Origin of the sequence: Jejuia pallidilutea (assembly GCF_002973595.1) — a bacterium.
Lineage (GTDB): Bacteria > Bacteroidota > Bacteroidia > Flavobacteriales > Flavobacteriaceae > Jejuia > Jejuia pallidilutea.
Genome location: NZ_PVEO01000009.1, coordinates 14,350 through 39,691, shown reverse-complemented (window position 1 = coordinate 39,691; position 25,342 = coordinate 14,350). Strand labels below are relative to the sequence as shown.

Here is a 25,342-nt window from a genome sequence, read left to right as displayed (position 1 = left end):
AATAATTATTACAACTAAACTTAGTCTTAAAATCATTTTATCGCATTACCTGATTAGGAAACACTACAGGACTTTCAAATCCGTTTTCACCAACAGCTGCAATTCCGAAGAAATAATTATCAATAACGATACCATTTAGTGTGAATTCTGAAACATCACCAACATACCTACTGTAATCCCAAGTAGGCGAGGTGGTGTCTCGCCAATAAATTTTATAGCCTTTAGCGCCTTCTACTTTATCCCATTTAAATTTGGCTGAGGGTTCTACAACACCCCCTATGGCAACCTCTTTAGGTGTTGGTGGAGCCCATGCTAAACTCGCTAAATTAATAGCATTTACAGCAGTGAGTTTTTTAGCGTATGCAAAGTTAACATGCTCAATAACGTCGCCATATTTTATCCCATTTTCCTCTCGAATGTCTTGGTGTTGCTGTGTATAGTTTTCGTGGGCTTCCATAATACGAATTCCAGCAAACCCCAAATCGTTAAACGGACGATGATGGCCACCGCGACCAAAGCGGTCTAGCCTATATACCATCATTGGGTTCATTTCGGGCATGTAGGTTTTGGTATTTTTGTAAACATAACGGGCTAGTTGCCTAGAAATACCATCAACCTCACCACCGTAAAAACGTCTTAATGTTCTTTGGCGTTCTGTTTCATTAGCAGGAACAGGTTCAGAAAAAATTCTAAATGTTCTGTTATCAATCACACCATCTACACCTTTAATATTCCCAATCATATCATTATTTAAAACACCGATAATATCCCAATTGTTGTCTTTAGCATATTTTGCTAAACCAGCACCACCAAACAAGCCTTGTTCTTCACCAGATAAGCCTACATAAACAATACTGCTTTCAAATTTATATTTTGATAGTACGCGAGCAGCTTCTAGGGTGCCTGCCATACCCGATGCGTTATCGTTAGCACCAGGTGCATCTGTTGTAAAATCCATAGTATCACTAGCACGAGAATCTATATCGCCACTCATAATGATATAGCGATTTGGGTATTTTGTGCCTTTTTGAATGGCAACCACATTTACCACCCAAGCATCGTGTGGTACACGCCTATTACCTTCTTTGGTTACGAAATCTTTTTGATAAAAAACATCTAAACAATTTTCACAAGTATTAGAAATTGTTTCAAACTCCTTTTTAATCCAACGTCTAGCAGCACCAATACCTCGCGTTTCAGAAATAGTATCGCTAAATGTATTTCGAGTACCAAAATTTACAAGTGTTTGTACATCGCTTTTTATGCGTTCTGCGGAAACAGCATTAATAATATTGTAAATATCTTGTTGGTTTTGAGAGAAATTAAAATTAGAAAATAATAGTAGAGTAAGAAATAGAACTTTTTTCATAAAATTTTATTTTTAACTAAAGTAATAAAAAAACGCCTCAAAATTGAATTTGAGACGTCTTTACATTCGAATTAGTCACACGAAATTGTTTGAGTTTAAACTCAAAAACAATATTTATTTTTAGTAATTACTTTTTCGGCAATTATATGCCTTAGTTCTATAATATTAGGCATATTTACGTATTTAATATAACGTTTTAATCCCATGAGCATCATACGTTGTTCGTCTCCAGTAGAGAATGAAATTATAGAATGTTTTCCTGCGGTTTCAATAACATCGATAGCGTGAAATAAATTTAATTTAGCCATTGCTATTTGTTCTTTCACATTGTCTTCACCTTCTTTTTTAGCCATTTTTTCAGCTCTTAAAATTGCCGATTCTGCTAAATAAATTTGAATAAGAATATCTGATGCTGCGAGCATTAACTGTTGCTGCTTATCCATTTTCTCACCATATTTTTGAAGTGCTGCACCGGCCACCATTAAGAACAATTTTTTAAGATTTTTAATAATGTTTTTCTCCTCTGAAAATAATTCTGAAAAATCGGGAACATCAAAAGAAGGTATGCCCATTAACTCTTCTTTTACGGCCATGGCAGGTTCTAAAACGTTTACGTGCCCTTTCATGGCCTTTTTTATAAGCATACCAATGCTTAACATACGATTTATTTCGTTGGTGCCTTCGTAAATTCTAGCAATACGAGCATCTCTCCAGGCCGATTCAATTGGTGTTTCTTCTGAAAAGCCCATACCACCAAAAATCTGGATACCTTCGTCGGTACATTTTTGTACAAATTCTGATACTGCAACTTTTAGAATTGAACATTCAATGGCGTATTCTTCAACACCTTTTAATTCTGCTTCTTGGTGTGTGTCTTTACCATTGTTTTTTCTCAATTCAATACGGTCTTCAATATCTTTAGCAGCTCTGTAAGTGGCAGCTTCACCCACCCAACAGTTCGTAGCCATTTCAGCAATTTTTTGACGAATTGCTCCAAAACTAGAGATAGGGGTTTTAAACTGGATACGTTCGTTAGCATATTTTACAGATTCTGTAATGGTACGTCTTTGCGCATCTAAGCATGCCGCTGCTAATTTTATTCTACCCACGTTTAGGGCGTTCATTGCAATTTTAAAACCGTTACCTCTTTCTGATAACATGTTTTCTACAGGAACAACGGTTTCATTAAAAAACACCTGTCTTGTGGAAGAAGCGCGAATACCTAATTTATGTTCTTCTTCTCCCATGGTAATACCATTTGGGTTTTTGGGGTCGTACTCTACAATAAAACCAGTTATATTTTTATCGTCTTCAATACGTGCAAAAACAATCATAACACTACAAAATCCAGCGTTTGAAATCCACATTTTCTGCCCTGTAATTTTATATGTTTTTCCATCATCAGAAAGGACAGCTTTGGTTTTACCAGAATTGGCGTCGCTACCTGCGCTGGGTTCGGTTAAACAATATGAACCAAACCATTCGCCAGTAGCCAGTTTGGGTACATACTTTTCTTTTTGCGCTTCGTTACCATACAATGTAATAGGCATAGTGCCAATACCAGTGTGTGCACCAAAAGCGGTACTAAAAGAGCCAGTTGCTCCAGATATATAATCGCAAACTAAGCAAGTATCTACAAAGCCCATGCCCATGCCGCCGTATGCTTCGGGTACGGCAACACTTAAAAAACCTAGCTCTCCTGCTTTACGCATACAAGATTCGGTTAAGGCATAATCTTTTTTCTCGAATTGTGCCTTTTTAGACCAAATTTCTCGGTCGACAAATTCACTAACAGCCTCTTTCATCATCAATTGATCCTCGTTAAAATCTTCTGGGGTAAAAATGTCTTCGCAGTTGCTTTCTTTTACAAGGAATTGGCCACCTCTTAATATGTCTTTTGTTTCCATAGTAACAGCCCCCTATTGCTCCCCCTAATGGGGAGAAACTTACTCGGGGTTATTTTTTAATTATACATTAATTCTTATTTCCTTTTTTGTTGATCTTTTGTCTCTTTACAAGTACCTTTTTAGTTAGGGTATTTCCTCTCCTTTGGGGAGGTTTAGGTGGGGCTTTGGGCTTAATTAAGAAACTCAAATATCCCACAAGCGCCTTGGCCGGTACCAACACACATTGTTACAGCGCCGTATTTACCGCTCATGTTACGCTTACGCATTTCATCAAAAAGTTGCACCGAAAGTTTAGCTCCAGTACACCCTAGAGGATGGCCCAGTGCTATTGCTCCTCCGTTAACGTTTACAATATCTGGGTTGAGGTTTAATTCTCTAATCACAGCTAAAGATTGAGAAGCAAAAGCCTCATTAAGTTCAATTAGCTCTAAATCACTTTGCTTTAGGCCTGCTTGTTTTAGGGCTTTTGGAATTGCCTTAACCGGACCAATACCCATAATTCTTGGTTCTACACCAGCAGCAGCATAATTTACCAATCTAGCAATGGGTTCTAGGTTTAATTCTTTTACCATGGCTTCGCTCATTACCATAACAAATGCAGCACCATCGCTCATTTGGGATGAGTTACCAGCGGTAACACTACCGCCTTGGGCAAATACTGGGCGTAATTTAGATAATGCTTCTATACTTGTACCTTTTCTTGGGCCTTCATCTTTGGTAACTGTATAGCTTTTAGTTACTTTTTTTCCCGCTTCGTCTACATAAGTTTGTTCTACCTCAATTGGTACAATTTGATCTTGAAATCTATCTTCAGCCTGCGCTTTTAAAGCTTTCATATGTGAATTATAAGCAAACTCATCTTGGTCTTCCCTAGAGATCTTAAACTCGTTGGCTACAGCTTCTGCTGTATTCCCCATACCCCAATAATACTCTTCATGGCCAGATTTAACTACATCGTAGTTTAGTTCTGTTTTATATCCCGTCATAGGTACGGCACTCATACTTTCTGCGCCACCAGCGATAATACAATCTGCCATACCTGCTTGAATTTTAGCAGCAGCTATGGCAATAGTTTCTACGCCAGAGGAACAAAAACGGTTTACGGTTACACCAGGAACATCAACAATATTTAACCCCATTAAAGAGATTAAGCGTGCCATATTTAAACCTTGTGAGCCTTCTGGCATTGCATTACCTACAATAACATCGTCTATTCGTTTTTTGTCAAATTGAGGTAATGCTGCTATCATGTGCTGAATAGTTTCAGCAGCCAATTCATCTGTTCTTTTAAATCTGAACACACCTTTTGGAGCTTTACCAACAGCTGTTCTGTATGCTTTAACTATATATGCTTGTTTCATAATGTGCCCCCTCTAACTCCCCAAAAAAGGGGGAGAAACTTACTCGGGGTATTTTATAATTATTTATTCAAAATATTTTTCATTTAGTTTTTCACTTTCCTCCCCTTTGGGAGGCTAGGTGGGGCTTCATTTTAATTACGTAACGGTTTACCTGTTTTAAGCATGTGCTGAATACGCTCTAACGTTTTACGTTCTGTACATAAGCTTAAAAAAGCCTCGCGTTCTAAATCCAGTAAGTATTGTTCGGTTACTAACGTTGGTTCAGATAAGTCTCCACCTGCCATAACATAGGCTAGCTTATTGGCTATTTTATGGTCGTGTTCACTAATGTAGTTACTAGCTTCCATGGCATCTGTACCAACCAAAAACATACCTAGCGCCTGCTTACCTAACACCTTAACATCCTTGCGTTTTACAGGTTGTGTGTATCCAGCGGCTGCCATTAATCTGGCATGTGCTTTGGCGGTTGCAATTTGCCTGTCCTTATTAACTACAACTATATCTTTTCCTTTTTGAAGGATGCCTAAATCGTAAGCTTCGTAAGCTGAAGTCGATACTTTGGCCATACCAATTGTTAAGAAGTATTCTTGTAGTACGTTTAATTCAACATCGCCTTTTCTAAACGTATCAGATGCTCGTAGTGCCATTTCCTTAGAGCCAGCGCCACCAGGGATAACACCAACACCAAATTCAACTAAACCAATATAGGTTTCTGCGGCTGCCACTACTTTATCGGCGTGCATTGATAGCTCACAGGCACCACCTAGAGACATACCATGAGGTGCAGAAACTGTTGGTATTGCTGAATAGCGCATGCGCATCATGGTATCTTGAAAATATTTTATGGCAGCATTTAACTCATCGTATTCTTGTTCTACGGCCATCATAAAAATCATACCAATATTGGCGCCAACTGAGAAATTAGCGGCTTGGTTACCGATTACTAATCCCTCGAAATCTTTCTCTGCAATATCTACTGCTTTATTTAATCCAGCTAAAACATCACCGCCTATGGTGTTCATTTTAGACTGAAACTCACAATTTAAAATACCATCACCTAAATCTTCAACTACAACTCCTGAGTTTTTGAAAACTTGGTTTGATTTTCTGATGTTATCTAAAATAATAAAGGCATCTTGTCCAGGAACTTTAGTTTGTGTTTTTGAAGGTATATCGTAATAATGGGTAGCACCATTTTGAACTGTGTAAAATGATGTGCTACCAGAACTTAGCATATTATCAACCCAATTGGCAGCCTCTAAACCTTCAGCTTTAATTAATTCTAAACCTTTTTCAACACCAATGGCATCCCAAATTTGAAAAGGGCCCTGTTCCCATCCAAAACCAGCTTTCATAGCATCGTCAATCTTATATAATTCGTCTGAAATTTCAGGAATTCTATGGGTAACATAAGCAAATAATTGCGCGAAAGATTTTCTGTAGAAATCACCTGCCTTGTCCTTTCCAGAAACCAAAACTTTAAATCTATCGATAACCTTGTCTATGGGTTTGGTAAGTTCTAAAGTATCAAATTTTGCTTTTTTTGCTGAACGGTATTCTAAAGTGTTTAAGTCTAAAGAAAGTATTTCACTTTTACCATTTTCATCTTTAATCTTTTTATAAAATCCTTGTCCTGTTTTACTGCCCAACCATTTATTTTCAACCATGGTATTGATAAAATCAGGGAGTTTAAATAGTTCTAATCGTTCATCATTTTTACAATTTTCGGCAATTCCGTTAGCTACATGCACTAATGTGTCTAAGCCAACAACATCAACGGTTCTAAAGGTTGCAGACTTTGGTCTCCCAATTACAGGCCCCGTCAATTTATCAACTTCTTCAATAGTTAATTCCATTTCCTTTACGGTATGGAATAAACTCATAATGCTAAAAATACCAATACGGTTTCCTATAAACGCTGGCGTGTCTTTAGCAACAACCGAAGTTTTTCCTAAATATTGTTCTCCATAGCCATTTAAAAATTCTAAAACTGAAGCATCGGTTTTTGGCCCAGGAATAATCTCGAATAACTTTAAGTATCGCGGTGGATTAAAGAAATGTGTGCCACAGAAATGCTTTTGGAAATCTTCGCTTCTTCCTTCACTCATAAATTGAATAGGAATTCCTGAGGTATTACTGGTAATTAACGTTCCAGGGGTTCTATGTTTTTCAAGATTTTCAAAAACCTGTTTTTTAATATCAAGTCGCTCCACAACTACCTCAATAATCCAATCTACATCTTTTATTTTAGTGATGTCATCCTCTAAATTACCAGTTGAAATTCTATCTGCAAATTTTTGATGATAAATAGGAGAAGGCTTAGATTTTAAAGAAGCCCTAAGTGCATCGTTAACTAAACGGTTTCTAACCACTTTATCTTCTAGAGTTAGTCCTTTGGCTTTTTCGGCATCGGTTAGTTCTCTTGGAACTATATCTAGGAGTAAAACCTCCACGCCAATATTAGCAAAATGACAAGCAATACCGCTACCCATAATGCCAGAACCAATAACAGCAACTTTTTTTATTATGCGTTTAGCCATGTTTATTTAAACTTTATTTTTTGTTGTTATTATATATTTTTTTGTTGCAAACCAATTCGTTTATGGTTTCTGCAACTTCGTAGAAATGGTTCATTTTTTCTTCGGGAATATGTTTTTTAATTGTTTCATTAAATGTTAAAACCTTTTCTTTAGAAAGTCCACGCTTTTCTTTACCAAACTCGGTTAAATGTATTAATACGCCTCTGCCGTCTTCCGGATTTGGATGTCGTTCTATTAAACCGCGTTGCTCCATAGTTTTTAGTATACGTGATAAACTTGTGGCTTCCATACCCATTTTTGGTCCTAACGCTGTAGAAGGTGTTCCTTTTTCTGGATCTATGCTTAACAAAGTAAAGCCAGTAGCCATAGTGGTATCAAACTTTGCAGCTTCTTCATTATACATTTTATTTACTGTTAACCAGGTTGTTCTTAATACATAATCTATCGTCTTGTCTTTCATTCTTGAGAGTTAGAATTCTCAAATATAATAAAAATATATTATGCATGCATAATAAATAAACGAAAATGGTTTTGTTGCTTACAATAAAGGGGTATTGCTTAAATTGTATTTAGATTTTTTGCTTTAGTCACCTATTATTTTAGGGTAAAGCGTCTTATTTGCTTGCAGGTTAAATAATTACGGTTTTCTGTAAATAGGGAAAGTTAAATTGTGTTTAATATTTTAATACAGCCTGTAGTGTTGTTTTGAGAAATAAACAGTTTTTTTGCTATGGTCTATATATATTTTCTATTAAGCTATGGTACATTTTTTTAATAACATCGCGTTTCATTTTCATAGTGGGCGTTAGGTGCCCATCATCTATAGACCAAATTTGTGGTGTAATTTCAAACTTTTTTATTTGTTCCCATTTCCCAAATTTGTTGTTACACTTATCTACTTCTTTTTGTATTCTTTTTTTAACAATTTCGGAATTAGCCATAGCTTCCATAGAATTTTCTATAGGATGGTTTTTATGTTCAATCCATTCGCGCAAAAACTCGAAGTGCGGCTGAATTAAAGCAGCGGGCATTTTCTCGCCTTCGCCAATTACCATAGCCTGTTCTATAAATCGGGATTGTTTTAACTCATTTTCTAGAAGCGTGGGGATAATGTATTTTCCGCCAGAAGTTTTAAACATTTCTTTTTTGCGACCAGTAATTTTTAAAAATCCATCTTCGTCAATCTCGCCTTTGTCTCCAGTATGAAAATAGTCTCCCGTCATCACGCTAGCGGTTTTTTCTGCATCTTTATAATAGCCCATCATAACGTTAGGGCCTTTTATTAGTATTTCTCCATCTTCAGCAATTTTAACTTCAACATTATCTATAGGTATACCCACAGTACCTACTTTATACATTCGGTTTGCATATCTACCCACAGAAACAACAGGGGAGGTTTCTGTTAAACCATAGCCTTCCATAACATGCATGCGGGCGGCTCCAAAAATTCTAGCTAATCTAGGTTGTAAAGCAGCGCTTCCTGATACCATGGTGTATAGCTCTCCTCCTAAGGCAGCACGCCATTTACTAAAAATAAGTTTATTGGCTATTTTAAGTTTAAATTCGTACCATGAACCGTTTTCTCCGTATGGTTTCCATTGTTCGCCTAAACCAACCGCCCAAAAAAACAGTGCCTTCTTTATACCAGATAAATCGGCGGCCTTATCCATAATTTTGTCGTACACTTTTTCTAGAAGGCGTGGTACCACACTCATCATATTGGGTTTGATTTCTTTGGCATTATCTCCAATTTTGTCTAGTCCTTCAGCGTAATAAATAGAGGTGCCGGCATGTTGGTAAATATATATTAGTACGCGCTCAAAAATGTGGCAAATGGGCAAGAAGCTCAGTATTTTATTTTCCCCTTCCCTTAGTGGCACTCTTTCTGCACTATCTAGAACGTTACTGGTAATGTTCCAATGTGAGAGCATAACGCCTTTGGGTTTTCCTGTGGTGCCAGAAGTGTAAATAATAGTGGCTAAATCGTTTGGTTTTACAGCGTCTTTTCTTGCTTCAACTTCATCTTGATTGGAGGTGTCTTTGCCTAAATCAAGCAACTCGGAGTAGTGTTTGCAACCTTCAATTTTGTTAAACGAATATACCTCTTTAATATTGGTCTTGCTTTTTATTTTGTTAACTTTTTCAAGTACTTCTGCATCCGAAACAAAACAGTAAATAGATTCGCTGTGATTGATAACATATTCATAATCTTCTGCAGAAATTGTAGGATATACAGGTATGTTTTGTGCGCCAATTTGTAAAACACCTATATCAACAATATTCCATTCGGTTCTGTTTGTTGTAGAAATAACAGCAATTTTATCATCCTTTTTTACCCCCAATTTTAATAAAGCTCTACTTAAAGCATTGGCTTTATCTAGGTATTCTTGGGTTGATGTTTTTATCCACTTACCATCGTATTTGGTTACCAAAGCAGCATTATTTGGTTTGTGCTTTAACTGGTAATATGGAAAATCAAAAAGTCTACTAATCTCAGTCATAGTTGGTATAGAAAATGTCAATGCAAATTATGAAAATAAATAGGATTTACAAATACTTATTACGCTTACTAATTAATGTATATTGTAAATTCCTCGCTTCGTGATACATAATATAGTATCAAAATAAAAAAACAACCCTAGTTTTAATTAGGAATTGGCATTTTTTTAACGTTATTATTAAGAATATATAATGCCGTGTCGTTATTGTCTGAAATATTATTTGGTTTTAAAGAGTTTTTGTTTAAAGGTGTAAAAACATTCATTTTCAAACTTTTACTGACAATTGTCATCTTTTATAATAACTTCTGTGTCTACCTTTGAAGTGTCAAAAATTATTGACCTAGATTTTACAAAATATTAAATAAATATATAGAGATGGAAGTAAAACAATTTAAACCAGGAAAGTGGATTGATGCGATTGATGTTAGAGATTTTGTAATCAATAATATTACTCCTTATTACGGAACTCACGAATTTTTAGTTGGCCCAAGTGCTAGAACAGAAAAATTATGGGATATCTGTAAAGCAGCAACCAAAGAAGAAAGACAAAATAATGGCGTACGATCATTAGATACTGAAACAATTTCTACAGTTAGTGCATTTAATGCAGGATATATAGATAAAGCAAACGAAGTAATTGTAGGATTGCAAACAGATGAGTTGTTAAAAAGAACAATGAAGCCTTTTGGAGGTTTTAAAGTAGTACAAAAAGCCTTATCTGAGCATGGTGTTAAGCCAAATGATAATTTAACAGAGTTATTCTCTAAATATGTTAAAACACATAACGATGGTGTATTTTCTGCATATAATGCCGAAATTAAGAAATTCCGTTCGTTAGGGTTTTTAACAGGTTTACCAGATAATTATGCAAGAGGTCGTGTAATTGGCGATTATCGTCGTATTGCGCTTTATGGTATTAATGCCTTAATTGAGGCTAAGAAAGCAGACAAAGCTAAAATTGTTGGCCCGATGACTGATGCGGTAATTCGTTTACGCGAAGAGGTTGCAGACCAAATTACAGCTTTAAAAGAGATGATAGAACTAGGAGCTAAATACAATTTAGACCTAACACGTCCTGCCGAAAATGCAAGAGAAGCAGTACAATGGACATATATGGCATACTTAGCTGCTGTAAAAGAGCAAGATGGTGCTGCTATGTCGCTTGGTAACGTATCTACGTTTTTAGATATTTATATTGAAAACGATTTACAAGAAGGCCTAATTACTGAAGAAGAAGCACAAGAGTATATCGATCAATTTGTGATGAAATTGAGAATGGTACGTCATTTAAGAATGAGTGCTTACGATGAAATTTTTGCTGGAGATCCAACATGGGTAACCGAAGCTATAGGTGGTATGTTTGATGATGGAAGAACTAAAGTAACCAAAACATCTTTCCGTTTTTTAAACACACTGTATAACTTAGGACCTTCACCAGAGCCAAATATGACGATTCTTTGGTCTGAAAGATTACCACAAAACTTTAAAAATTTCTGTGCAAAAGTATCTATAGATACCTCTTCAATTCAGTTTGAAAATGATGAAATGATGAGAACCAACAGAGGTTCTGATGATTATGGTATTGCATGTTGTGTGTCTTATCAAGAATTAGGAAAATCTATCCAGTTTTTTGGAGCACGTACCAATTTAGCTAAAACATTATTGTTAGCTATTAATGGCGGACGTTGTGAAATTACAGGAACACAAATGGTAGACGGTATAGAGCCATGCGATTGTGAGTACTTAGATTACGATAAAGTAATGGCCAATTTTAAAATAGCCATGAAAGAAGTAGCACGAGTTTATAATGATTCTATGAACATTATTCACTACATGCATGATAAATATTACTACGAAAAAGCACAAATGGCTTTAATTGATACCAACCCAAGTATTAATATTGCTTACGGTATCGCCGGATTATCAATCGTAGCAGATTCATTATCAGCAATAAAATATGCAAAAGTAAAACCAATTAGAAACGAAGATGGTTTAACGGTAGATTTTAAAATTGAAGGTGAATTCCCTTGCTATGGTAATGACGATGATCGTGTAGATGCTTTAGCCGCTAAAGCAGTAGCCGATTTTAATGATGAATTAAAAAAGCTACCTGTTTATAAAAACGCAGAACCAACAATGTCTGTATTAACCATTACATCAAATGTAGTATATGGTAAGAAAACAGGAGCAACACCAGATGGTAGAGCCAAAGGTGTACCATTTGCACCAGGTGCAAACCCAATGCACGGTAGAGATTCTCAAGGTGCTATAGCATCATTAAACTCTGTTGCAAAAATAGATTATAAAGATTCTCAAGACGGTATTTCTAATACCTTCTCAATAGTGCCAAAATCTTTAGGTGCTGATACTGAAGAGCGTATTGAAAACCTAGCAACAATTTTAGATGGTTATTTCTCTAGAAACGCACATCACCTTAATGTAAATGTTCTAGATAAAGAAACATTACTAGACGCTATGGAACATCCAGAAGAGTATCCGCAGTTAACTATTAGAGTTTCTGGTTATGCAGTAAACTTTGTAAGATTAACTAAAGAACAACAAATGGAAGTGATTACTAGATCTTTCCACGAATCAATCTAAACTCTATTTATATTTTGTAGGCATCTGAGAAACGAAGTGTTAAAGCTTTTTTCTCAGATGCTAATTTAAAACCCAATTATTATCCAATCAAAAGATAACATATTGAGAGTGCATTCCATTGAGTCTTTTGGAACGCACGATGGCCCGGGAATTAGAATGGTAGTGTTCTTACAAGGCTGTAAACTAAAGTGTTTATATTGCCACAACCCCGATACTATCGATACCCATGGCGGTAAAGAATACCACGTAGAAGAGTTGGTGCAAATGGCTATAAAAAAGAAGCCTTACTTTGGAAAAAAGGGCGGTGTTACCGTATCAGGTGGCGAACCGCTTTTACAATCAAAAGAACTCATTCCGTTTTTTAAAAGGTTAAAAGAAGAGGGTATACATACCAATATTGATACTAATGGTAGACTTCTTAACCATTTTACCGAAGAATTACTTGACGAATATGCAGATTTAGTAATGTTGGATATTAAACACATGACTGAAGAAGGGTATAAGTACATTACTGGTAAAAAAAATAAAGAAACCACCTTTACCTTTGCTAAGCATAGAGAAGCTTCAGGAAAAAAAATGTGGCTACGCTATGTGTTAATTCCAGGTATAACAAATACACCTGAACTGCTACACGAAATGGGAGCGTACTTTAAAGATTATAAAACCATTGAAAAAATAGAAATTCAGCCTTATCATAAATTAGGTATACATAAATGGGAATCTTTAGGATGGGAATACCAATTAAAAGATGCTCGAGAAAACACAAAAGAAGAAATAGATGCGGCAGTAGCGATATTGCAAAATTATTTTAAAGAAGTAAAAGTAAATTAAAGGGATGTTGTAAAGGCAACATCTAAACAGTAACAGTTATGAAAACACAAAAACTAAAAAACCGATGGCTCATAGCAGCTTCAGCAGTAGGGATCCACATCTCAATTGGGTCTGTATATGCATATTCAGTTATGACCAATCCGGTTAAAGATATTTTTGATGTTGAAGGCAGCGTTATCAAATGGGCATTTAAAATTGCCATTTTGCTATTAGGCTTGTCTGCAGCATTTTTAGGTAGGTGGGTAGAAAAAGTTGGCCCAAAAATTAGCGGTACAACCGCAGGTATATTTTACGGTGTTGGTATATTAGGATCAGGACTAGCAGTACAGTTAGAGTCTTTATGGTTATTCTATTTATGCTACGGTGTTATAGGTGGTATAGGTCTAGGTTTAGGCTACATTACACCAGTAAGTACATTGGTAAAGTGGTTTCCAGACCGTAGAGGTTTAGCTACAGGAATGGCCATTATGGGCTTTGGTTTTGCTGCCTTAATATTTGGTCCTGTAATGCAATCGCTTTTTGATAGTGTAGGCGTTTCCAATGCTTTTTACATTTTAGGTATTATTTATATGGTACTAATTTTATCTTCTGCTAGATATATAGAAAGACCACCGGAAGGCTACATGCCAGATGGGTTTAAACCGGGAGAAGGTAAAACCATTAAAAAAGATTTGGCAAATATTACCGCTAACGCCTCTTTAAAAACACCACGATTTTATTACATCTGGATTATGATGTTTATTAATATTGCTTGTGGTATAGCTATTATTTCGGCAGCAAGCCCAATGATGCAAGAAAAACTTAATTATACACCAATGGAAGCTGCCGCTATTGTTGGTTTAATAGGCGTGTTTAATGGTCTTGGTAGAATTATGTGGTCTACCTTATCAGATTACCTAGGGCGCGCAAATACTTATATAGTTTTCTTTGCATTCCAGATTTTAGCGTTCTATTTCTTACCACAAATATCAATGGAATTGGCATTTTTAATTGTACTATTTACCGTAATAACTATGTATGGTGGTGGTTTCGCAACTCTACCAGCGTTTTTAGGCGATTTATTTGGTACAAAACAGCTTGGAGCTATTCATGGAATGGTACTAGCAGCATGGGGATTAGCAGGTGTTGTAGGACCTACCATTTACGATATGGTTAAAAACGCCACAGGCTCCCTAGATACAACATTAAAAGTATTCGCTGGATTATTTGTTATTGCTTTAATTGTAGCATTGTTAATGAAACGAACAGTAGTTAAGGCACACAAGGAAAACGCAAAAAAAATAGAAGAAAAACTAAAGTTTGCATAAACTTTTTGTTTGAGTTAGTCGAAAAGCACCTTCATGAAAATGGAGGTGCTTTTTTTTATGGATTATATCTGTGCCAATTGCTTAGGTAGTTGCGGTTTTATTAATAAAAGCTATTTTAAATCACATATTATTAAAACATATCAAATAAACTGTTAATTCCTTAAAAAACAATGTGTTTACATGATTTTTATCATGATTATTTCCCTCTTAAAAAGTTATTTTTATATGAGTTTTTAAATATGAACCAAACAACAAACATTATGGAAATACTTGAAAAAACAAAGGCTCGAGTTTTCAAATTTGGAGACAAAACAGCAGATGGAAACAGTACAATGAAAAACCTTTTAGGAGGTAAAGGTGCTAATTTAGCAGAAATGAGTTCAATAGGAATTCCGGTGCCACCCGGATTTACTATAACAACCGAAGTTTGTACAGAATTTAATTTATTAGGAAAAGATGCAGTTGTAGAATTAATAAAAGATGAAGTAGAAGCATCTATTGCAAACATAGAGTCTTTAATGGGAACAACCTTTGGAGATAAAGAAAATCCTTTGTTGGTTTCTGTACGTTCTGGGGCAAGGGTATCTATGCCTGGAATGATGGACACCGTATTAAATCTTGGTTTGAATGACGATGCGGTTATTGGTTTAGCAAATAAAACAGGAAATGAACGGTTCGCATGGGATTCTTATCGTCGTTTTATTCAAATGTATGGTGGTGTTGTTTTAGGTATGAAACCCGAAGCTAAAGAAGATATAGATCCTTTTGAGGAAATAATGGAACACTTAAAATATAAACGACGTATTACATTAGATACAGAGTTTACTATTCAAGATTTAAAAGACTTAGTGTACGACTTTAAAGATGCGGTTAAGAAGAGAACTGGTCATGATTTTCCAACTAACCCTTGGGATCAACTTTGGGGTGCTGTTATAGCAGTATTTAATAGTTGGAACGGTGATAGAGCTATGTATTACAGAAAAATGCATGGGTATCCAGCCAATTGGGGTACTGCAGTTAACGTACAAGCCATGGTTTATGGAAACATGGGGGAAAACTCTGGAACAGGGGTTTGCTTTACACGCGATGCAGGTACAGGTGAAGATGTTTTTAATGGTGAATATTTAATTAATGCACAAGGTGAAGATGTAGTAGCAGGCGTTAGAACCCCACAGCAAATTACAAAACTAGGATCCCAGCGTTGGGCAGAATTAGCAAAAATTGAAGAACAAGATAGAATTGAAAATTATCCTTCTTTAGAAGAGCTAATGCCTAGTATTTATAAAGAATTGAATGGCTATCAGGAAAAATTAGAAAACCATTACAAGGATATGCAAGATATGGAGTTTACCATTCAAGATGGCAAACTTTGGATTCTACAAACCAGAAATGGCAAGCGTACTGGAGCCGCTATGGTAAAAATTGCCATGGATATGTTTAAGCAAGGTTTAATTACCGAAAAAGAAGCAGTTTTACGTATAGAACCTAGTAAATTAGATGAGTTATTACATCCTGTTTTTGATGCTAAAGCTTTAAAAGAAGCTCATGTAATTGCACAAGGCTTACCTGCCTCCCCAGGTGCTGCAACAGGGCAAATCGTGTTTTTTGCAGATGAAGCCAACAAATACAAATACACCATCTTAGTGCGTATTGAAACTTCTCCTGAAGATTTAGAAGGCATGAATATTGCCCGAGGAATTTTAACTGCTCGTGGCGGAATGACATCGCATGCTGCAGTGGTTGCTCGCGGTATGGGTAAATGTTGTATTTCTGGAGCAGGTGCATTAAAAATTAACTATAAAACAAGAACTCTAAAAGTTGGCGATAAAGTATACCATGAAGGCGATTGGATTTCTTTAAATGGTTCTACAGGTAATATTATTGAAGGAAAAGTAGCTACTAGCGAACCAGAATTAAGTGGTGAATTTGCCGAAATCATGACACTGTCTGATAAATATACAACAATGCAAGTTAGAACTAATGCCGATACGCCTAACGATGCAAAAGTAGCTCGTAATTTTGGAGCACAAGGTATTGGATTAACACGTACAGAGCACATGTTTTTTGAAGTAGACCGTATTAAAGCAATGCGCGAAATGATTTTATCTGATACTTTAATAGGTAGACAAAATGCTTTAGAAAAATTATTGCCAATGCAGCGTAGCGATTTTGAAGGTATTTTTGAAGCCATGCAAGGGCTTCCAGTAACGGTTCGTTTATTAGATCCGCCTTTACATGAGTTTGTTCCGCATCAATTGGAAACACAACGTAGTTTAGCCGAAGAAATGCATATCACTTTAGAGGCGGTAAAAATAAAAGTAGCTGAATTAGAAGAGTTTAATCCAATGTTAGGTCACAGAGGTTGTAGATTAGGAATTACGTATCCAGAAATTACCGAAATGCAAGCAAGAGCTATTATTGAAGCTGCGTTAAATTTAAAAGAAAGAGGTATTGTTGCAAAACCAGAAATAATGATACCTTTAATTGGTACGCTTACTGAATTTGAAAGTCAGGAGGCTGTTATTAGAGAAACAGCAAATAAAGTTTTTAAAGAAAGAAATGACACTGTAGAGTATGCTGTTGGTACTATGATAGAAATTCCAAGAGCGACTTTAATTGCTGATAAAATTGCTAAGTATGCCGATTTCTTCTCCTTTGGAACAAACGATTTAACACAAATGGCATTTGGTTATTCCAGAGATGATGCAAGCAAATTTTTGCCAATTTATATAGAAAAAGGCATTTTAACTGCCGATCCTTTTGAAGTTTTAGATCAGGAAGGTGTTGGGCAGTTAGTAGAAATGGCTACCGAACGAGGACGAAACACAAAACCTAAATTAAAAGTAGGGATTTGTGGAGAACATGGTGGCGACCCAAGTTCAGTTGAATTCTGTTATAGAACAGGATTGAATTATGTAAGTTGTTCGCCCTACAGAGTGCCAATAGCTCGATTAGCTTCTGCTCAAGCAGCTATTAAGGCGAGTTTATAGTATTTTAATGCGCCTAAAAACCCCAATAAATATTGTTATATTTATTGGGGTTTTTTTAATACAAGGAATTATTTTTAAATTACCACTTATTCCTTTATCAATCTTTTAACTATAGTATTGTTATCCTCTAAAGTCTTAATCTTTACTAAGTAAATACCAGGTTTGAGAGATTTTATATTGCATTTATTTTGATGGGTTTCAATGACTGCTCTTCCCAAAGAATCATAAACAATAATTTTTTCAATATTCTTAGTAAAGAAAACATAATTGTTTGAAGGATTAGGGTACATTATTACTTCACTATCATTAGAGAAAGTTGAATTGCCTAATGTTCCAGAAATAGGGAATTCATAAGTTGTTGTATTACTTCTAGTCCAATTAGTCATATCTAGTATTGCTGTTTGTAGCGCAGTCTTGCTTAAAGTTAAATCACCAGAATAATATCCGTTATCAAAATGATTTACATATTCTACCTCAAAACCTGTAGCAGGATCTTCTGTGTCTGATGAGCTAAATTGGCAAGTAGTAACATTAGCGTCCCAAGCATCACTAGCGTCATCATATAATATAGAAGCAAGCATTGTTGCTGAAGTTACTTGGTTATTGCTATTTATAGCGCCTTGAAATGCATGTACAGCCTCACCACCTCCACTTAAGCTCATAGCGTAATTTTCATTTTGGGGGTTAACAACTACTGATACACTGCCAATGTTACAAGTTGCACCGATTACGCCAGTAATTCTTACTCTAATTACCAACTGTGTTCCTGCTGCAACATCACTTGTAGCAGTCCATTTTACCATACCATCACTTACGGCGCCACTTGCTGTAATTGGAGAGCTACTACAGCCATTATTCACATTTTGCTGAAAATAAGGAGCACTATTGCCTGTGTATCCCATATCGGTGAAATAAATTTCAGTATTTAAGGTTACAGGTTCAAGAAATAGAACGTTAAATTCATCTGCCAAAGGGTTTCCTGCAGAATCGGCATTAAGCCCTATAAACATTATGTCACCAGGAGCCAGTGTGGTTTGCGCAGTTAAATTTGTTAAATAAAATGTACATAAAATAAGTAGTAGTTTCTTCATAATAGATGTGTTAGGGTTTTTTGTATAAAAAATTATTTTACAAATGTAAGAAAATATTTTCTGTAAAATCGATAAATCGAAATTAATTATTTTTTAAAGATGTTTTTGTTATTTTTTTTATAAAAAGTAAAATTATTCTTTCTTTTTGTAAAAAACAAAGCCTTGGTTTGCTGTATTTCACCAAGGCTTGATAATTAATTTTTTTGTTTTTTATATACTTATAACTTCTCAATCCATTTTCTGGCATTAACAAAAGCTTCTAACCAAGGCGATACTTCATCTTTTCTGCCATTAGGATAATCTGCCCAGTTCCATTGGAATATAGAACGTTCTATATGTGGCATGGTGACTAAATGGCGGCCTGTTTTATCACATAGCATTGCTGTGTTAAAATCTGAGCCATTTGGATTATGCGGATATTCGGCATACCCATATTTTGCTACAATATGGTACTTATCCTCAGTATATGGTAGGCTGAATTTACCCTCTCCGTGCGAAATCCAAACCCCTAAAGTAGTGCCCGCGAGTGTTGAGAGCATCACAGAATTATTTTCTTGGATTTTTACAGAAGTGAATGCGCTTTCATGCTTATGCGAATCATTATGATGCATCTTTCCGTGAATGTCATGCTCTGGGTTTATCTCTTCCAGCTCCATAAATAACTGGCAACCATTACAGATACCAACCGATAAGGTGTCTTCTCTATTAAAGAAATCTTGAATGGCTTTATTCGCCTTTTCGTTATATTTTATAGCACCTGCCCAACCTTTGGCGGAACCTAAAACGTCTGAATTACTAAAACCACCAACAGCACCTAAAAACTGAATATCCTCAAGGGTTTCACGACCAGAAATTAAGTCGGTCATATGTACATCTTTCACATCAAAACCAGCCAAATACATCGCATTGGCCATTTCGCGTTCTGAGTTGCTTCCCTTTTCTCTTAAAATTGCCGCTTTTGGTCTTTTGTGTCCTGTTTTAGGCGATTTTCCAGTAAAATGTTCAGGGAATTTATATTGAAGTGGCTGATGTTTATAATTGTTGAAGCGCGCTTCAGCTAAATTATTTGCCGTTTGTTTTTGGTCTAGCAAATATGAGGTTTTGTACCAAACATCACGCAATCTTGATACTGTTAACTTAAATACATCGCTATTGTTGATAATGCTTAACGTATCACTTTCGGTTACGTTTCCAATGTTGAAAAATTCAATATGGGCATCAAATAACGTTTTTTCAATTGAAGCGTCTTTGGCTTGAATCACGATACCTGCATTTTCAGCAAATAATACTTTAAATGTGTCTTTTTCAGCCAAAGCTGAAAGATCTATTTCGGCGCCTAAATTAGTGTCGGCAAAACATAATTCTAACAGTGTAGTGATTAATCCACCAGAAGCCACATCGTGTCCTGCAACAATGTGTTCGTTTCTAATTAAATCTTGAATGGTATTGAATACCTTTTTAACATAACCTGCATTTATAATAGTTGGTGCATCATTACCAATTTTATTTAAAATTTGAGCAAATGAGCTTCCGCCGAGTTTAAAATTGTCTTGTGAGATATTTATATAGTAAATAGCGCCTTTATTTTTCTTAAAAACAGGTTCTACTACTTTGGTAATATCGTTACAGTTTCCTGCTGCAGAAATGATAACTGTTCCAGGGGAAATTACATCGCCATCAGGATATTTCTGTTTCATGGACAACGAATCTTTTCCAGTTGGCACATTAATGCCCAAATCTATGGCAAATTCTGAAATTGCTTCTACCGCTTGATACAAACGCGCATCTTCGCCTGCATTTTTACAAGGCCACATCCAGTTTGCCGATAACGATACCGATTGTAAACCATCTTTTAAAGGTGCCCATATTATGTTGGTGAGCGCTTCGGCAATAGAGTTTCTGCTGCCAGCAATCGGATTAATTAATCCAGAAATAGGGGAATGGCCAATAGAGGTGGCAATACCTTCTTTTCCTTTATAATCCAACGCCATAACTCCAACGTTGTTTAATGGCAATTGTAATGCGCCAACGCACTGTTGTTTGGCTACTTTACCACCAACGCAGCGATCTACCTTGTTTGTTAACCAATCTTTACAAGCTACAGCTTCCAGTTGTAAAACTTGCTCTAAATAATCGTGGAAATTACTGGGATTATAACTTAAATCTGTATAATTTCTTTTAACATAATTATCGGTCATGATAGTTTTTGGAGAACTACCAAACATATCCTCCATGGCCAAATCCATTGGTTTATGTCCGTTGGTTTTAGATTCAAAAGTAAAGCGATTATCACCTGTAACATCACCAACCGTGTACATTGGCGAGCGCTCTCTATCGGCAATTTTATGTAGCGTTTCAATATGTTTTTTGCCAATAACCAATCCCATTCGTTCTTGGGATTCGTTACCAATAATTTCTTTGTCCGAAAGGGTAGGGTCGCCTACAGGAAGCGCATCTAAATCGATTTTTCCACCAGTTTCTTCAACCAATTCCGATAAGCAATTTAAATGCCCACCAGCCCCATGGTCGTGAATAGATACAATGTGGTTTTCTTCACTTTCTACCATCCCGCGAACTGCATTGGCTGCTCGTTTTTGCATTTCGGGGTTAGAACGTTGTACCGCGTTTAATTCTATACCAGAGGCAAACTCGCCTGTATCGGCACTCGATACTGCTGCACCGCCCATACCAATACGGTAGTTTTCACCACCTAGAATTACTATTTTATCACCAGTTTTTGGGGTGTCTTTTAGTGCTTGGTCCTTTTTGCCGTAGCCAATGCCGCCCGCTTGCATAATTACTTTATCGAAACCTAACTTGCGAGCCTTTTCCAGTTCTCCCGAAGGGGAAGCGTCTGTAGACTCATCATGCTCAAACGTTAATACCGAACCACAAATAAGCGGTTGCCCAAATTTATTGCCAAAATCTGAGGCGCCGTTAGATGCCTTTATTAAAATATCCATTGGTGTTTGGTACAGCCATTTGCGCTCTGGAAATGCTTTTTCCCATGGGCGGTTTTCTTCAAGTCTCGAATAAGAGGTCATATATACCGCGGTTCCAGCCAACGGTAAAGAGCCCTTACCTCCAGCAAGTCTGTCTCTAATCTCGCCACCAGAACCTGTAGCAGCACCATTAAAAGGCTCTACAGTTGTTGGAAAATTATGTGTTTCTGCTTTTAGGGAAATTACAGACTCGAAGTCCTTGGTTTGATAAAACTCGGGAATATCAGCACGTTTTGGTGCAAATTGTTCCACTTTTGGACCTTTAATAAATGCTACATTATCTTTATAAGCTGAAACAATATCGTTGGGATTTGCTTCGGATGTTTTTTTAATTAATTTGAATAAGGACGTTGGCTTTTCCTCGCCATCAATGATAAAGGTTCCGTTGAAAATTTTATGGCGACAATGTTCACTATTTACTTGCGAAAATCCAAATACTTCAGAGTCGGTTAACGGTCGCCCTATTTTTTTTGCTACACCCTCTAAATATGCTACTTCTTCATCACTTAACGATAAGCCTTCTTGCAAGTTGTAAGCCGCAATATCCTCAATATTTAAAATGGGTTCAGGTTTAATAGCTATTGTAAACGTTTCTTGATTTAAGCCATTAAACTTTTCGGAAATCATAGGATCGAAGTCCTTAAAATCCTTAGAAACTGCTTTAAATTCTTCAATTCTAATAATATCGGTAATCCCCATATTTTGGGTAATTTCCACCGCATTGGTGCTCCAAGGCGTTATCATTGCTGCACGCGGACCAACAAAAAAAGCATCTATGGATGCTTGTTCTATTTTTGGCTTGTTGCCAAAAAGCCATGTAAGTTTTAATATGGTTTCTGTTGATAATTCTTTTGTGGTTTGAACAGCAAATACCTTGCTATTTAAGTTGCCGAAGAAATGAATCATTATGTTTGATTTGTGTTTAAGAAAACGCAAATTTAGGCCTTTTTAATTGAATTTAAAGTAAATGTAATATGGAAAAACACGAGTTATTCACCGTGTTTTAAACAAGTGATTTTTTATTAAGGTTTTTATTATTCGACTTTTTCTTCTAGGGTATATTTCAGATTAAGTTTTTTAACATCTCAAAAAAAGATTAATGTTGCGTCACAAATTTTTAGATGGTATCAACACATGGTAATTTTGTTTAATTTTTTGTTAAAAAACATAAACAATCTTGTTTTCTGAATTTTTGTTTACGTAATTTGATAAACAATTAAACAAAATATAAGATTATGAAACAAAAAAAACCCTACCTAATTCTATTTGTATTATTGCTATCTGCATATTCATTTGCTCAGAATGCACGTGTTCAGGTGATACATAACTCACCGGATGACTTTGTACAAACCGTAGATGTATATCTAAACGGTATTTTAACATTAAACGATGTTGAATTTAGAACAGCTTCACCATTTGTTAATGTTCCAGCTGGTATTCCAATACAGGTTGATATTGCACCAAGCACTAGCACAAGCGTAGCGCAATCAATAGCGAATTTTTCGTACACATTAACTGCTAACGAAACGTATATTTTGGTAGCAGATGGCATTACAGGCCTATCGAGTACCACTTACACACCAGCACCAGCGTTCAACCTTGAGGTCTATGCAATGGGGCGTGAAGCGGCAGCCGTTTCGGGCAATACCGATGTTTTGGTTCACCACGGTTCAACGGATGCACCAACTGTAGATGTATTTGAAAGCTCAGTACCAGCGGGTACTGTAGTTGATAATGCATCGTACGGAGATTTTGCGGGCTATCTAGAACTGGCGACTGCGGATTACCGATTAGAAGTACAAGATGAAACGGGCAGTACAGTTGTGGCTTCCTACGAAGCACCGTTAGCAACCCTAGGTTTAACTGATGCAGCCATTACAGTAGTAGCTTCAGGATTTTTAGATCCTTCTGCAAATGGCAACGGGCCAGCATTTGGTTTATGGGTAGCATTACCAGCGGGAGGTGCTTTGGTAGAGTTACCAAAGAGTACGGCACGTGTTCAGGTGATTCACAACTCACCAGACGATGCTGCGACAATGGTAGACGTTTATTTAAACGGAGCGTTATTGTTGGACGATTTTATGTTTAGAACAGCCTCTCCATTTGTGGATGCTCCAGCAGGGTCAGAGATAGAGATAGATATTGCGCCAAGCACTAGCACAAGCGTAGCGCAATCAATAGCGAACTTTCCGCTTACCTTAACGGCGAATGAAACTTACGTTGTTGTAGCAGATGGCATTACAGGCCTATCGAGTACCACTTACACACCAGCACCAGCGTTCAACCTTGAGGTCTATGCAATGGGGCGTGAAGCGGCAGCCGTTTCGGGCAATACCGATGTTTTGGTTCACCACGGTTCAACGGATGCACCAACTGTAGATGTATTTGAAAGCTCAGTACCAGCGGGTACTGTAGTTGATAATGCATCGTACGGAGATTTTGCGGGCTATCTAGAACTGGCGACTGCGGATTACCGATTAGAAGTACAAGATGAAACGGGCAGTACAGTTGTGGCTTCCTACGAAGCACCGTTAGCAACCCTAGGTTTAACTGATGCAGCCATTACAGTAGTAGCTTCAGGATTTTTAGATCCTTCTGCAAATGGCAACGGGCCAGCTTTTGGTTTATGGGCAGCAACAGCAGCAGGAGGTGCATTGGTAGAGTTACCAAAGAGTACGGCACGTGTTCAGGTGATTCACAACTCACCAGACGATGCTGCGACAATGGTAGACGTTTATTTAAACGGAGCGTTATTGTTAGACGATTTTATGTTTAGAACAGCCTCTCCATTTGTGGATGCTCCAGCAGGGTCAGAGATAGAGATAGATATTGCACCAAGTACCAGTACAAGCGTAGCGCAATCAATAGCGAATTTTTCGTACACATTAACTGCTAACGAAACGTATATTTTGGTAGCAGATGGCATTACAGGCCTATCGAGTACTACTTACACACCAGCACCAGCGTTCAACCTTGAGGTCTATGCAATGGGGCGTGAGGCAGCAGCCGTTTCGGGCAATACCGATGTTTTGGTTCACCACGGTTCAACGGATGCGCCAACTGTAGATGTTAACGAAGTCACTGGGCCATCGGTTTTGGTCGATGATGCGTCCTATGGAGATTTTGCGGGCTATTTAGAACTTCCAACAGCAGATTATACAATTAATATATCTACAGCAGACGGTTCAACCGTAGTGGAAGAATACACTGCGCCATTAGCTACTTTAGGTTTAACGGATGCAGCCATTACAGTAGTAGCTTCGGGGTTTTTAGATCCTTCTGCAAACGGCAACGGGCCAGCATTTGGTTTATGGGTAGCATTACCAGCGGGAGGTGCTTTGGTAGAGTTGCCAACATCAGCTTTAAGTATTGAAGATGTGAAAAGGATAGGTGTAAATATATACCCAAATCCAGTAAATACTATATTAAACATTAATCTTAGGGCTTCTTTGAAAACAGAGGTGAAATTATATGACCTTTCTGGTCGATTAGTTATTGAGGAAACATTGAATGGCATTAACAACCAAGTGGATGTTAACAGTTTGAATAGCGGGATTTATATGTTGAATATTTCTAATAAAAATGGAGAAGCAACTACAAAAATAATGGTTGAATAAGTATTTAAATTCATTTTTAAATCATTATTTCAATTCTTAATTGAAAAAGAAGATAAAACACTGGAGAATCATGATTCTCCGGTGTTTTTTTGTGATTCTGTCTTAATTTTCTATATGTTTTTTTCGAGTAGATTTTTATAACAACTCAAATAAGCATATTAAAAGTATCTTATTTTTTAAACAATAAACTTTCATACAAAGTATATTTTTACTAATCGATGGTAG

At 36.6% G+C, this 25,342-nt stretch carries 13 protein-coding genes; 5 read left to right on the top strand and 8 right to left on the bottom strand.

Features of this window, described 5'->3' with window-relative positions; all coding sequences use genetic code 11:
* Positions 1–37: 37 nt before the first annotated feature.
* From CLV33_RS13855 to CLV33_RS13830, 6 genes are all read right to left on the bottom strand, one after another.
* Positions 38–1,369 carry a M28 family peptidase gene (locus tag CLV33_RS13855; RefSeq protein WP_105474411.1) on the bottom strand — a complete coding sequence of 444 codons (1,332 nt, stop codon included), beginning with the start codon at positions 1,367–1,369 and terminating at the stop codon, positions 38–40.
* 101 nt (positions 1,370–1,470) lie between these two features.
* On the bottom strand, positions 1,471–3,276 hold the full coding sequence (locus CLV33_RS13850; RefSeq protein ID WP_042247871.1) for an acyl-CoA dehydrogenase family protein: 1,806 nt from the start codon (positions 3,274–3,276) through the stop codon (positions 1,471–1,473).
* 170 nt (positions 3,277–3,446) lie between these two features.
* The gene (locus CLV33_RS13845) at positions 3,447–4,637 is read right to left on the bottom strand and encodes an acetyl-CoA C-acyltransferase (protein ID WP_105474410.1); all 1,191 of its coding nucleotides are present in this window, start codon (positions 4,635–4,637) and stop codon (positions 3,447–3,449) included.
* 131 nt (positions 4,638–4,768) lie between these two features.
* Positions 4,769–7,177 (bottom strand): 3-hydroxyacyl-CoA dehydrogenase/enoyl-CoA hydratase family protein, encoded by a 2,409-nt coding sequence (locus tag CLV33_RS13840; RefSeq protein ID WP_105474409.1) that lies wholly within the window; start codon positions 7,175–7,177, stop codon positions 4,769–4,771.
* 13 nt (positions 7,178–7,190) lie between these two features.
* Positions 7,191–7,637: a MarR family winged helix-turn-helix transcriptional regulator gene (locus CLV33_RS13835; protein WP_042242605.1), complete on the bottom strand. Its 447-nt coding sequence runs from the start codon at positions 7,635–7,637 to the stop codon at positions 7,191–7,193.
* Positions 7,638–7,905: 268 nt separating this feature from the next.
* Positions 7,906–9,678 (bottom strand): AMP-dependent synthetase/ligase, encoded by a 1,773-nt coding sequence (locus CLV33_RS13830; protein WP_105474408.1) that lies wholly within the window; start codon positions 9,676–9,678, stop codon positions 7,906–7,908.
* A gap of 375 nt (positions 9,679–10,053) precedes the next feature.
* On the opposite strand from CLV33_RS13830, the gene pflB reads away from it, so the two are divergent.
* The 4 genes from pflB to ppdK all read left to right on the top strand — a co-directional run bounded on the left by pflB (position 10,054) and on the right by ppdK (position 17,407).
* Complete coding sequence (gene pflB, locus CLV33_RS13825; RefSeq protein ID WP_042242608.1) at positions 10,054–12,279, top strand: formate C-acetyltransferase; 2,226 nt, start codon at positions 10,054–10,056, stop codon at positions 12,277–12,279.
* 108 nt (positions 12,280–12,387) lie between these two features.
* Entirely contained in the window at positions 12,388–13,110 is a 723-nt protein-coding gene (gene pflA, locus CLV33_RS13820) for a pyruvate formate-lyase-activating protein (protein ID WP_244906440.1), read from the top strand.
* Positions 13,111–13,148: 38 nt separating this feature from the next.
* Positions 13,149–14,417 (top strand): L-lactate MFS transporter, encoded by a 1,269-nt coding sequence (locus CLV33_RS13815; protein ID WP_105474406.1) that lies wholly within the window; start codon positions 13,149–13,151, stop codon positions 14,415–14,417.
* A 260-nt stretch (positions 14,418–14,677) separates the two neighbouring features.
* Positions 14,678–17,407, top strand: a complete 2,730-nt coding sequence (gene ppdK / locus CLV33_RS13810; RefSeq protein ID WP_105474480.1) for a pyruvate, phosphate dikinase — start codon at positions 14,678–14,680, stop codon at positions 17,405–17,407.
* Between the two features lie 86 nt (positions 17,408–17,493).
* Here the strand turns inward: ppdK and CLV33_RS13805 are convergent, their stop codons facing one another.
* Positions 17,494–18,498, bottom strand: a complete 1,005-nt coding sequence (locus CLV33_RS13805) for a T9SS type A sorting domain-containing protein (protein ID WP_105474405.1) — start codon at positions 18,496–18,498, stop codon at positions 17,494–17,496.
* Between the two features lie 218 nt (positions 18,499–18,716).
* Positions 18,717–22,406: a phosphoribosylformylglycinamidine synthase gene (gene purL, locus CLV33_RS13800; protein WP_105474404.1), complete on the bottom strand. Its 3,690-nt coding sequence runs from the start codon at positions 22,404–22,406 to the stop codon at positions 18,717–18,719.
* 329 nt (positions 22,407–22,735) lie between these two features.
* On the opposite strand from purL, the gene CLV33_RS17710 reads away from it, so the two are divergent.
* Positions 22,736–25,117 carry a DUF4397 domain-containing protein gene (locus tag CLV33_RS17710; RefSeq protein ID WP_244906438.1) on the top strand — a complete coding sequence of 794 codons (2,382 nt, stop codon included), beginning with the start codon at positions 22,736–22,738 and terminating at the stop codon, positions 25,115–25,117.
* Positions 25,118–25,342: the final 225 nt, after the last annotated feature.

Bases quoted from the DNA above. Each gene is read 5' to 3' on its own strand.
- CLV33_RS13855 (WP_105474411.1), bottom strand. From the start codon at position 1,369: ATGAAAAAAGTTCTATTTCTTACTCTACTATTATTTTCTAATTTTAAT.
- CLV33_RS13850 (WP_042247871.1), bottom strand. From the start codon at position 3,276: ATGGAAACAAAAGACATATTAAGAGGTGGCCAATTCCTTGTAAAAGAA.
- CLV33_RS13845 (WP_105474410.1), bottom strand. From the start codon at position 4,637: ATGAAACAAGCATATATAGTTAAAGCATACAGAACAGCTGTTGGTAAA.
- CLV33_RS13840 (WP_105474409.1), bottom strand. From the start codon at position 7,177: ATGGCTAAACGCATAATAAAAAAAGTTGCTGTTATTGGTTCTGGCATT.
- CLV33_RS13835 (WP_042242605.1), bottom strand. From the start codon at position 7,637: ATGAAAGACAAGACGATAGATTATGTATTAAGAACAACCTGGTTAACA.
- CLV33_RS13830 (WP_105474408.1), bottom strand. From the start codon at position 9,678: ATGACTGAGATTAGTAGACTTTTTGATTTTCCATATTACCAGTTAAAG.
- pflB (WP_042242608.1), top strand. From the start codon at position 10,054: ATGGAAGTAAAACAATTTAAACCAGGAAAGTGGATTGATGCGATTGAT.
- CLV33_RS13815 (WP_105474406.1), top strand. From the start codon at position 13,149: ATGAAAACACAAAAACTAAAAAACCGATGGCTCATAGCAGCTTCAGCA.
- ppdK (WP_105474480.1), top strand. From the start codon at position 14,678: ATGGAAATACTTGAAAAAACAAAGGCTCGAGTTTTCAAATTTGGAGAC.
- CLV33_RS13805 (WP_105474405.1), bottom strand. From the start codon at position 18,498: ATGAAGAAACTACTACTTATTTTATGTACATTTTATTTAACAAATTTA.
- purL (WP_105474404.1), bottom strand. From the start codon at position 22,406: ATGATTCATTTCTTCGGCAACTTAAATAGCAAGGTATTTGCTGTTCAA.
- CLV33_RS17710 (WP_244906438.1), top strand. From the start codon at position 22,736: ATGAAACAAAAAAAACCCTACCTAATTCTATTTGTATTATTGCTATCT.